We start from the raw sequence: 12,672 nt of genomic DNA on the forward strand, positions 1-12,672 counted from the left end.
ACAAATTTAATAATAAAATATAGTTAATCCTTGAAAAAACAATAAAAAAACCACGATTCTAGAATCGTGGTCTCAATACTTATATGTTATTATTGTTATTCTCTGTTTTTAACAAGGATCCAACCTGAGAATTTAATTGGAGTTTGCTTTTTATTAGGCTCATTCCAGCTGATATCGTACCAGTAATTTCCTGTAGATACTTTATTAGTTCCGTTTGTCATTCCGTTCCATTTGTATCCGTTGGTTTTATTAGCCTGGAAGATCTGACTTCCATATCTGTCGAAGATATTAACGACTAAATTAGGTTTGTGAGCTAGTGAAGAATAATCCAACACATCATTTACACCGTCATTGTTTGGCGTAATGACATTAATTAAATTAGGAATTGTAATTTCTACTTCAATAGGAGCACAGTTATAGTCATCTTTTACATATACCGTTCCGTTTCCTCTAGGGACATCTGTAAAGATGTTAGAATCCTGCCAAGTGATATTATCCATTGAGTATTTGTATGGAACAGTGCCACCCACTACGTATACTGTAACTGTATTGTTGGCAATGTCAATATTTGAGATAACAGGTTGCTCAGAAGAGTAAACTTTTACCTCTTGTTTAGTGATACAGTCTCCTGTTTTTAGTTTTACCCAATAAGTACCAACACCTACATTGTTGATCGCTTGAGTTGTTGCCCCTGTGCTCCATTCGTATGCATTGAACCCTGGACCAGCGTCTAAAGTTGTTTTGTCTTCCATACAAATGATCTTATCTGCCAATACGGTAGATTTTACAGGAGGAAGAACCACCAATGTTATTTCTGCTACTTTGAAACATCCGTTTCCATTGGTCACTCTTACGTAAGCAACGCCATTAGGAGCAATATAGTTTGTAGGGTTAGGAATTTCATTCGTTCCGTTAGCTGCATCAGTAGGAGATGGATAATACTTTTTAGTAATCAAAGGCTCCACAGTAACACTTGCTATGGTAAGGTTAAATAATGCAGTCGCAGGATTAGTTTCAATAAAACAAGATCTTAAAGTTGCATTATTAACTACTGGACTTTTAGATACAGTTAAGTTTAACGTAATCTGCTCACAATCTACAAAGTTTGGATCGTTACCACAGAATTTATAAACAATTTTGTCTGCTCCAAAATATCCTACAGTAGGTACATAAGTAATTACTCCAGTGATTGGATCTACGCCTGCTGAGCCATTTGCCGGAGGAGTAATGATTGTTACCGTTCCTGGAACAGGTACCTGACTTGAGGTCGTAAATTGAGGGAGAATATTTAAAAGACCTTCACAAACAGTCATTGCTTTTGTAGTCTCTTGAAGACAAGTGTATACTTTATATGGCGGAGTTGTTTCAGGAGGACATGATCCTATGGTAATTCTTACTGTATAATCTCCAGACTGAGATGGAGTGTATGAATTAGTTGTTGCTGCCGGAATGGCGACTCCGTTTCTAAACCATTGGTAGGTTTCATAACTGTCATCAACTTCTAATATAAGACCCGGAATACAGTTTCCGGTTTGTTTAGCAATCAAAGGAATGGATGAAAATCCTGCAAAATAACCTCCATACCCCGCTGATGAATACCCACCGTTCATCCCAGCTGTTACAGCTTTTGTAGACGTAATAGAAACGTTACCTGTAATTCCTGTAATAGCATAGGTTACCCATTGATCATTACCCAAAAGAGGATAAGGTCCTTGAGCAGGGGTAGGAGTAACACCGTTTACTGTTACAGCAGCCCCTTTCTCTGTTAATATGTTTAACTTTAAGTTGATTGTAGAAGTCGTAATACCTGGCATTTCGTTAATCTTGCCAATTTCATCAATTTTTCTTGGTAAGAAACAGTTCAATGGTGGGATATAATTGTATCCTCCTGTATTATTTGCGCTACTGGCCGCAACTAGCTGATAGAGATAAGCATTTTTAGACGTACGGATGTACATATTAAAATGCCCTCCACCTTGGTTTTGATATTGATTTTGTAAGATTCTATAATAATCTCCTTCATTAATGGTTGCAATCGGAGTGGTTCCATTATTTAAAAAAATCTCGGTGTTATTTTCTGTAGCGATAATGATTCCACCTTCCATATTGGTATTACTGGTGGATATACTTTTTACCATCGCAAATTCATTTCCTAAACGGTCTGTAGGAACAGATTGATCCATAATAAGATCAGACCCATCCGTAGAAGTTGTGGTAGCGTAAAACCCATTAGAGTTACCATTGGTCACAGAAATAGGTTTGGTTGCTTCTATTTTTGCTCCGATAAATCCATCTTTGTTCACAGGTGTAGCTGTAGAAAGGCCAGTAAGAATGTAAGACTGTCCTTTGTTTAATGTAAAAGTAAGAGTAAGCGGTGTGGGACTAGGAATATTTACAAGCACGATATTAGGATCATATCCTGAAACGGTAACCACCGTATTATCTTCAGTAGCTAAGATTCCTGTTGTAAAATTTTTGTCGCTTTCAGCCACTGTTACAGGTGCTGCAGCCGAATAGAATTTTAATCCGATACCGGCTTTTCCTTTAGAGGTAATAACCTCAGCGTGCGAACTTACCGCAGCTCTTAATGATGCGAAATAAGGTTTGTCTCCCTTAGTGTAAACACCTAAATTGGTTACTGCCCCGGCGCTGGAGGAAGATGTAGTTCTGATTAAGCTTGCGTTTAAAGCAAATGTTTGAGGTGCACCTTTACTAATTGTTACAGTTCCAATTAAAGCATTATTACTGTATACTTTTACATCAAACGGAGTCACAGAATCTGTTGAAAAATATAAACGATGGACATATTCACCACCGATAGAAACGTCATAGTATGGCGCGAACCAATGTTCAGTGTCTCTTTGTGCAAAGAGGGTATTAACTGTAAAAACAATTAATACTAAGGATAGTAGAAATTTTTTCATAAACGTGGAATTAGGATTTTGCAAAAATAACAGAATATTTCAACATTCATTGAAAGTATTACTAAAAATGTAAATTTATAATATAAAAAAGCCACGATTTTTAAATCGTGGCTTAAAATAATTTATTATTCTCTATTTTTTACAAGAATCCAACCTGTATATTTTATTGGAGTCTGCTGCTTATTGGGTTCATTCCAATTGATGTGGTACCAATAGGTTCCGGTCTGTATTTTCTTATCGAAATGTTTACCGTCCCATCTGTAGTTGTTAAACTTATCGCCTGTGAAAATTTTATTGCCATATCTGTCATAAATCACGAAGGTTAAATTGAGTTTGTAAGACAGTTCGCTGTAATCTATATAATCATTTTTGTTATCTCCGTTTGGAGTAATCGCATTGATTAGATTCGGTATTGTAACCTCAACAGAAGTAGGGGTGCAATTGTAAGTATCTTTTACATAGAATGTATGCTGACCTCTTGAAAGATCGGTAAATACATTAGAATCCTGCCAATTGGTAATTCCGTCTACTGAGTATTTGTAAGGTGGAGTTCCTCCATTTACATGTACTGTTGCTGTGGTGTTAGAGATCTCTATTTGGGTAATTACAGGATCTACTGTTTTCTTAACTCTTACAACTTGTGTAATGAAACATCCGTTTTTTCCAAGAACTACGGTGTATTCTCCAACACCTACTCCTTGAATCCCTGATGTTGTTGCTCCTGTATTCCAAAGATAAGAATCATATCCCAGACCTGCCTCTAAATCTGTTCTCGCATCTATACAGATATATTTGTCTACAAGAATTGGTGATTTTTTAATAGGCTTTGCAACTAATTCAATTTTTGCATTGGCCGTACATCCTTCGCTGCTTGTTATTTTTACATATACAAAACCTCCTGCAGAACCATAGTTGGTAACATCTATAATTTGATTGGTGTTTGCATTTAAATCAGCTAGAGTAGGATAATATTTTTTAGTTACCTGAAGAAGATCAATAACGTTTGCTTTCGTTAGATCAAAAAATGCTTTGTCATCATACTGACAAGCTTCCAATCTCGCATCTTTTACAATGAATGGAACAACGGTTAGGGTTAATGTTACGATTTCACAATCTACAAATTCGCCGCCATTTCCACAGAACTTATAAACGATAACGTCTGGTCCTGTATATCCAGTCGTAGGATTGTAAGTAATTATACCTGTTGCCGGATTTACGGTTGCCGTTCCATGAGTGGGATTTGTTGTTATTATTACCGTACTTGGAACCGGAGCTTGTGGTGAACTTGTAAATGCCGGAGTGATTATTTTTGTAGCACAGGCATTTAGATTAGCTGTTGTATTTTTAACACAAGAATATACTTTATAAATAGGTGTTGTTACTGGGGCGCAAGTTCCCATACCTACTGTCACTGTATAATTTCCACCTACTAAAGGAGCATATGTGTTTGATGTAGCACCAGGGATGGCGACACCATTTAAATACCATTGGTAACTGTCATAACCACTATCTACTTCCAGTATGATCCCAGGAGCACATTCACCTGATTTTTTTGAAATTACAGGAATTGAAGAGAATCCTGCGAAATATCCTCCATATCCAGAAGTATTGTATCCACCATTAATACCTGCAGTTACTGCTTTGTTAGAAACGATTGTTAAGTTACCAGTAACACCTTCTATTGCATATGTTACCCAAGTTGTATTCCCTGTAAGTGGGTAAGGCCCTTGTGCTGCTGTAGGAGCAACGTTATTTACTGTTACTACAGCTCCTGCTTCAGTTACAATATTTAACTTTATTATCATGTCACTAGGAGTAGGATTCGGAAGAGGCATTTCATTTATTTTACCAATTTCATCTATTATTCTAGGTAAAAAACAGTTTAGTGGAGGTATATAGTTAAAACCACATGTAGCACTGCTGTTATTAACAGCAACTAATTGATATAAGTATACATTTTTTGAAGCACTTACTAGCATATTGGCATGCCCTGAAGTACCTTGTGTAAGATAGTCGTTTCCGGAAATTCTGTACCATCCGCCTTGGTTTATTGTTGCAACAGCAGTGGTAGATCCATTTAAAAATATTTGTGTATTATCTTCTGTGGCGATTACTATTCCTCCTTCTAAGTCTGCATCAGTAGATCTGGTTCTTACCATGGCAAAAGTGCTTCCCAGTCTTTCAACGGGAACCGATTGGTCTAAGATTGCATCTGATCCTGAGAGATTTGGAACGATGCCCACATTCCCATTAACATTTCCGTTAGTCAATGTAATAGGTTTATTGGAAACAATTTTGGCTCCAATAAAAGATTCCATATTGGCAACATTTGCTCCAGAACCTGCAAAAATAAAAGATTGCCCTTTATTTAGAGTAAAAGTATTTGATGTAGCGGTAGAGGTAGTGCCAATAAATGATACACCTGCATTCCAGGTAGCGGTTACGACTGTATTATCTTCGGTGGCTAATACTCCTGCTGTGAAATTATTTGTAGAAGATGAAGAAGCAGATGGTGTTGCAGCAACATAAAATTCTTTACCGGTTCCTGCTTTCCCCTTACTCGTCACAATTTCTGCGTGCGTAGTGCTGCTCACCATTCTTAAAGTGCAATAGAATGGTTTGCTAGCATTGAGGTACAAGCCTTTGTTAATGACTTTGAAAGCATCTGTAGACACAGTAGCCGCAATATTAGTCACAGGAATTACGAAAGTTTGAGGATTCCCTTTGCTAATCGTTGCTGTCCCTAAAACAGTGTTATTGCTATAGATGGTAACCACAAAGGGTGTTGTTGCATCTGTAGATAAATACACTGATTGTGTGTAACTTGTGGAAGCATAATAGGGTGCTATCCAATGTTCTGTATCTCTTTGCGCAAAGAGGGTATTGATTGTAAAAAAAATCAATACCAAGCTAAGTAGAAATCTTTTCATAAAAAGTGGAATTAGGATTTATACAAAATTAGGATAATATTTCAAACAATATTAATAAAAATTAATTAAAATTAGAAAATTATTCACGGTTTTTGATTAAAATCCATCCTGAATACGAAACGGGTAATTTGGTGTCTGGCTCTATCCATTTTAAAACATACCAATAAGTCCCTGTTGGTAGAGTTCTTCCGTTAGATTTTCCATCCCAGATATAATTACGATCTGAAGATTTATAAACTATAGCTCCGTATCTATCAACAACTTCTATAGTAACATCTTGTTTTATTCTTAGGTCAGAATAATTTAATACATCATTTTTACCATCCCCATTAGGAGTGATTGCGTTAATAAGATTTAATACTAAAAACTCTTTAGTGACAGGCTGACATCCATCTGCTCCTAGAACATATACGGTATGAAGACCTCTTGATAAATTTGTGAAAACATTTGACGCTTGATAGTCAATATCATTTAATGAATATCTATAAGGCGCTGTCCCTCCTGAAACATTAATAGTTGCAGTAGTTCCTGAAACCATAATACTTGTAATAGTAGGTGCTTGAGCAGTAGTAACATTAACAAATTGACGGAAAACACATCCGTTAAATCCTAAATCTACATAGTAACTTCCGGCTACTACAGTAACTGTTTCTGTGGTAGCTCCTGTGCTCCATAAATAAGATGTGAAACCTGGTCCTGCATTCAACATCACTTTGTCATTAGAGCAGATAATCTGATCACGAAGCGTTGTAGATTTTTTTGGAGTTTTTAACATTATTTTTAAAGTTCCTGTATTTGGGCAATCTGTAGCACTAGTAAATCTCACATAAAATGTACCTACTGAATTGATGATTTGTGTTGTAGATATTGCGTTGGTTCCTGTCTGTGTATTGGCTAAAGAGGTATAGAATGATAAGTTTACAGCTGGATTGTTTGTGAATAAGTTTTTATAATCAGTAAGGTTTACAGTTTCAGAACCATTAAGATCATTGTCGCAAACTTCTGCATTTATCGTATTCGATAATAATGTTATTTTATTTCCAATTTTAAAATTGATCTGTCCAAAAGCTGGTGGACAGTTCGATAGATTATTATCAACTCTTACATAAACAGTTGTGTTGGATGTATAAGTCCAGTTCGTTGGCAAGGTATTGTTATTTCCAGCGGTAGCATCCGCTTGGTTTAAATAATATCTTACGATGAAATTCGCAGAATTAGTAACGATTTGAGGGGTTACTGTTGCAAAATTTACATTAATGGCTCCTTCAAAACTATTATCACAAAGTGTAGCGTTATAATTGTTTGTATTGATATTAGGTGATGGAGTTGTTGTTAATGTAATCTGAGCCACTTTTGAACATCCAAATGGAGAGGTAACATTTGCGTAAATGATTCCTGCAGGCCCTGTGTAAGTTATAGGTGCTGTAATTTGACCTGTTAAATTAGCGTTGGTAAAATAAGTAATCGTAGTTCCTAAATCAGTTGAAAGACTTACCGAAGTAAGATTGTAAGTTCCATTTCCGTTTGTTCCCGCGCAAGATGATAAAGAACCATTATTTACGTTTGGAAGCGGATTTACAGTTAATGTGATTTGAGCTATTCTTGAACATCCTGCCGATGAAGCTACATTGGCGTAAATTATTCCTGCAGGTCCGGAATATGTTGTAGGGTTTGTAATCTGCCCCGTTAAATTTGAATTCGTAAAATAGGTAATTGTAATCCCAGGATCTGAAGAAACATTTGCCAACGCAAGATTGTACGTTCCGTTTCCGTTTGTTCCTGCACAAGATGATAAAGAACCGTTATTTACATTTGGAAGCGGATTTACAGTTAATGTGATCTGCGCTGTTTTTGAACATCCAGCCGATGAAGTTACATTAACATAAATAATTCCTGCAGGTCCAGAATACGTTGTTGGATTTGTAATCTGCCCCGTTAAATTTGAATTAGTAAAATAGGTAATTGTAATCCCAGGATCTGAAGATACATTTGCCAAAGTGAGGTTGTAAGTTCCGTTTCCACTAGTTCCAGTGCAAGATGTTAAAGAAGCATTATTTGCGTTCGGTGATAGATTTGCAGTCAATGTAATCTGAGCTGTTTTTGAACATCCATACTGGGAAGTTACATTAGCGTAAATAATTCCTGAAGGTCCGGAATACGTTGTTGGATTTGTAATCTGCCCCGTTAAATTCGGATTGGTAAAATAAGTAACCGTTGTTCCTGTATCTGTGGATACACTTGCTGTTGTTAAATTAAAAGTTCCATTTCCACTGGCATTTGTACAAGAACTTAAAGATGAGTTATTAACATTTAAAACATTAGTGTTGATAACTATTTTAAAATATTCAAAACTGAAAGGGTTTCCATTTCCCTGAATATAATAAATAAAAGTATCTGTAGTATTTGCTGTGGCTCCTGCGTTTGGAGTATAGGTAATCTGTCCTGTTGTAGGATTTACCGTTGCTGTTCCTGAACTAGGCGGAGAAATAATACTTGTTAATGAAGGAACAATAGCTTGTGTTGGGGTGGTAAAAGCCGGAGTAATTACTTTCGTATTACAAGAGCCTATATTATAAGTTGTTGTGGTAATTGGCGGACATAAAGTATAGTTATAAATAGCCGTTAGTCTTGTTTCACAATTATTTTTTGTGATTTGGCACGTGTAATCTCCTGCTCCGTATAATTCAGGATTAATAGAGTAGGAGGTAGCTCCAGGAATCAAAACTCCATTGAAATACCATTGGTAGGCATCATAATTACTGTCTACCTGAAGTAAAATTCCGGCATAACAATCTCCAGTCTTTGTAATGGCTGGTACAGAAGAAAACCCAGCAAAATAACCACCATATCCTACAGCGCCGTTTCCAGCTGCTATTCCTGCAGTTACAGGTAAAGTTGAATTAACAGTGATATTTCCTGTTACATTCGGTACAGAATAGGTTACCCAGTTCGGATTTCCGGTTACAGAATAAGGTCCGTTGGCTGCTGCAATATTATTTCCGTTAAGGGTTACGGTTGCACCTACTTGGGTGATGATATTAAGTTTCGTATCATAAGAATTATTTCCTATTTTATTGATGAATCCTATTTCATTGATCTCTTTAGGAAGAAAACAACTTAATGGTGGGATAAAATTCATTCCTCCCGTTGCATAGACGGTACTTCCGGAAGTACCGGCAAGAAGCTGATAAATATATACATTATTCGTAGCGGAAATACTCATGTTGTAATTTCCGTTTCCATGATTAATATAATTGGTTCCTTGTACAATATAGTATTGCCCTGCATTTAGGGTGACATTATTTAAAAGAGCTCCATTTACGGTAAGTTTGGTGTTATTTACGGTAGCAACCACTAAAGCTGCTTCCATTCCTGAATTCGCAGGCCCGTTACCTTTTACCATAACAAAGTCTTTTCCTAATCTTTCTACAGGAACAGCCTGATCCATCAATACATCTACATTGCTGTTGTTTTGAGTTGTATAGATACTGTTGAAGTTTCCGTTGGTTACAGATATAGGTTTATTAGCAACCAATTTTGCACCTACCAATCCGGCTAAGTTACTTGTTGCCAAATCGCTTTGTGCTTCTATGATATATGATTTACCTTTATTAATGGTGAAAGTTCTCGTCGGAGCCGAGATGCCATCAGTGAAAACAACATTAGGATTATATCCGGATAAGGTCACTGTTGTGTTATCTTCTGTAGCGATTACTCCGATGGTTGAGTTTACATAAGGTTTAGCTGTTGTGTTAGGAGCCAGTCCTATAAAAAAGTTTTTTCCAACTCCGGCTAGTCCTTTTGAAGTGATAATTTCTGCCTGATTGGGAACGCCAAATCTAAAGTTGGCAAAGAATTTTTTATTTCCTTTTACGTTTAATCCCATCGTTCTTTGTGTAAAAAGATTAGACAGCGTAGAAGCAATCATAAAATTATTCGGGATTGTTACCTGTACAGGATTTCCTTTGCTTACCTGTACGGTTGTAAATACTGCATTGTTATTGTAAACCTGTACGGGGAAAGGAGTTGTCTCGTTGGTTGATAAATATAAGTAACACTCTGGAGTGCCTATTAGAGAGCTTGCCGACATGGGGGCAAACCAGTGTTCGTTGTCTAATTGGGCATTTACAAATAGACAGAGAAATGTGCAAATAGCTAGTAGAAGTTTTTTCATTGGTTATAATAAGGGGCCGCAAATATAATAATTAAGAATCGAGATTTTGTAAAAAAAAATCTAATAATAGTCTCATATCATGCATATTGTTAATTATTTAATATTGACGTCATATTGGCTTTGTGAGTTTTTAATCTTGATAAGATTACGGCACAAAAAAAGAGGCTACCCTTTTCGGATAGCCTCACAATAAATAAGTTGAATTCTTTAAAATGTATAACCAATTCTTAAATGTAAATCGCTTTCTGCATAATTACCATAATCTGTTTCATGACGAAATCCCAAACCCGCACCCGCTTCGTAATTGAAGTTTTTACTGAAGCTTCTTCTGATTGCCCATTTAGGAACGATTGAAAAGCTTTCAATTCCTTTCAAATTTTCATTGTTTGAAAATAATACAGTTTCTGGTCTGTAATTAAAAGCTATCCCAAAGAAATTCCCTGAGTTATTGGAGGTTTTTAATCCTTTTTCGGCTCTTTTATTAAGATTGTAATAGAATCTAGGTTCAATTCTTATATTCGGATGCCATATACTGCCATTCCCAACAGACCAAGCGGGTTCTATGCCTACTTCTGTACGAAGAGCAAGTTTATTGGCTAGCCTTAGCTCATTATTTATCCAAGCTCCTACAAATCCGGCTTGAATATTAAATATAGATTTTTCAAGTTGATTATTCTGTTGCGAAAATGCGGTGCAGTATAATAGCAGGCAGATCATTAAAGTTGGTTTTTTCATTACATTTATTGTTTAGTGACTGACCATGTTCCATTCCAGTTCTGTTGCTTCCATGTTCCAGATTTAGTTTCTAGGCTTCCATATAATGTGAATTGGGAAGTAGGAGAGGTCGAAGGATTTAACGAACCACTACCTCCACCTAAAAGGTTGGAGTAAAATACTTCTTGTACACCATTGTTCGAAATTCGTGTAACTTCTACAACCCCGCTTTTATTCACAATTAAAACTAAGCTTCCATTGCCATCTCTCATATAATTTCCTACCCATTTCCCCATTAGGGTGAGGTGTAGTCATTCTGTGCACTTTTAAGGTAGGCGTCATCAATAATGTTACTGCAAGATGATATAAATAATAATCCGATTATTGTGCCTGTAAATAAAAATGTTTTTTTCATTATTATTTTTTATTAATAGTGAAGTTTCCTGAGGCTGTCCAATTAGGAGCTGTTTTTTTCCATTGCCCAATTACGGGTTTTGAATTATTGAGAATTCCTGAAAATGAATAATTTGATTTAGTATTCATGTCGAACTTTCCATCAAAATTTACATAGCCCTCTATAATTTCTTTAGTATTGCTGGGAGTGAAAATAATTTCCCCAGTCATCGTTCCTTCTTTTCCTATAATAAAACTAAGACTTCCGCTATCGTCTCCGCTAAAGGTACCTAACCATTCCCCTTGAAAAGAAGAATTAACTTGTCTTTTGCTCTCTTCATCGGAAGTGCAAGCATTAAAAGATAAAATTGGTATTAATAATAAAATTAGAATATATTTCATATTTGTTTAATCCCTATCTAGTTATTTTAGATTATTATTTAATATTTAAAAGCGAAAAAAAGCATGGGGCAGTAAACAAGTTGTGAGGAGACTTTTACTAGAATTAAAAGAAAAATAGGAGATTTAACCTATGGTATTATAAATTTGCTTCTTCATTTGTGTTTACAATATATGAAATAATGATAAAAAAGCAAAATTATTTAGTTTTTATTTGTTTTTTTGATTGCCTGTTATGAGAAAATGGCAAAATAAATCCCGATGAAAATATTCACCGGGATTATAATTTTTATTTGAAAGATTGATTAAGCTAAGCTTACTCTTACAAATCCTGTTACTTTAAGATCTCCGTTTACAGATTTTACATAGTCAGAAACAGAAATACTTCCGTCCTTAATGAAATCTTGGTGTACTAAAGTATTGTCTTTGTAGAATTTCTGCATTTTACCTTTCAAGATATTGTCGATAATGTTTGCAGGCTTACCTTCTTCAGTAAGTTTGTGTCTTTCGATCTCTAATTCTTTATCGATAGTTTCCTGAGAAACCGCGTTTTCGTCAAGAGCGATAGGGTTCATAGCAGCAACCTGCATAGAAACAGCTTTAGCAACTTCTTCAGATCCTTCTACTTTAGCAGAAAGAGCAGTGATAGCAGCAATTTTGTTTCCAGCGTGGATGTAAGCTCCTAAGAAAGGACCATCTAATCTTTCGAAAGTACCGATTTCGATTTTTTCACCGATAACACCTGTTTGCTCGATTAATTTTTCAGCAACAGTCATTCCGTGGAAAGCAGTCGCTAAAAGTTCTTCTTTAGAAGCAGCAACAACAGCCATTTCAGCTAATTCGTATGCTAGCTCAATGAATGCTTCGTTTTTAGCAACAAAGTCAGTTTCACAGTTTAAAGAAATAACAGCACCTAATGTATTATCTTCGTTTACTCTAGCGATAACTACCCCTTCAGCAGACTCTCTGTCAGCTCTGTTAGCAGCAACTTTTTGTCCTTTTTTTCTAAGGATGTCAATCGCTTTATCGAAATCTCCTTCAGCTTCTACTAAAGCTTTCTTGCAGTCCATCATACCTGCACCTGTTGTGTTTCTCAATTTTGCTACGTCTGCAGCAGCTGGTGTATAAGACATAATAT

General features: G+C 35.9%; 7 protein-coding genes. All 7 read right to left on the minus strand.

Features of this window, described 5'->3' with window-relative positions; translation table 11 throughout:
* Window positions 1–95 precede the first annotated feature (95 nt).
* Complete coding sequence (locus tag AMQ68_RS15045) at window positions 96–2,924, minus strand: gliding motility-associated C-terminal domain-containing protein (protein WP_054511455.1); 2,829 nt, start codon at window positions 2,922–2,924, stop codon at window positions 96–98.
* Between the two features lie 125 nt (window positions 2,925–3,049).
* Window positions 3,050–5,854, minus strand: a complete 2,805-nt coding sequence (locus AMQ68_RS15050; protein ID WP_054511456.1) for a gliding motility-associated C-terminal domain-containing protein — start codon at window positions 5,852–5,854, stop codon at window positions 3,050–3,052.
* 79 nt (window positions 5,855–5,933) lie between these two features.
* On the minus strand, window positions 5,934–10,028 hold the full coding sequence (locus AMQ68_RS15055; RefSeq protein ID WP_054511457.1) for a T9SS type B sorting domain-containing protein: 4,095 nt from the start codon (window positions 10,026–10,028) through the stop codon (window positions 5,934–5,936).
* Window positions 10,029–10,235: 207 nt separating this feature from the next.
* Window positions 10,236–10,763, minus strand: coding sequence for a hypothetical protein (locus AMQ68_RS15060; RefSeq protein ID WP_054511458.1), 528 nt, complete (start codon window positions 10,761–10,763; stop codon window positions 10,236–10,238).
* Between the two features lie 5 nt (window positions 10,764–10,768).
* On the minus strand, window positions 10,769–11,038 hold the full coding sequence (locus AMQ68_RS15065; RefSeq protein ID WP_054511459.1) for a hypothetical protein: 270 nt from the start codon (window positions 11,036–11,038) through the stop codon (window positions 10,769–10,771).
* Between the two features lie 121 nt (window positions 11,039–11,159).
* Complete coding sequence (locus tag AMQ68_RS15070) at window positions 11,160–11,537, minus strand: hypothetical protein (protein ID WP_054511460.1); 378 nt, start codon at window positions 11,535–11,537, stop codon at window positions 11,160–11,162.
* Window positions 11,538–11,839: 302 nt separating this feature from the next.
* Window positions 11,840–12,667: a translation elongation factor Ts gene (gene tsf, locus AMQ68_RS15075; RefSeq protein WP_054511461.1), complete on the minus strand. Its 828-nt coding sequence runs from the start codon at window positions 12,665–12,667 to the stop codon at window positions 11,840–11,842.
* Window positions 12,668–12,672 lie beyond the last annotated feature (5 nt).

The sequence above is a fragment of the Chryseobacterium sp. ERMR1:04 genome, from assembly GCF_001297705.1.
In the GTDB taxonomy this organism is placed as follows: Bacteria; Bacteroidota; Bacteroidia; order Flavobacteriales; family Weeksellaceae; genus Chryseobacterium.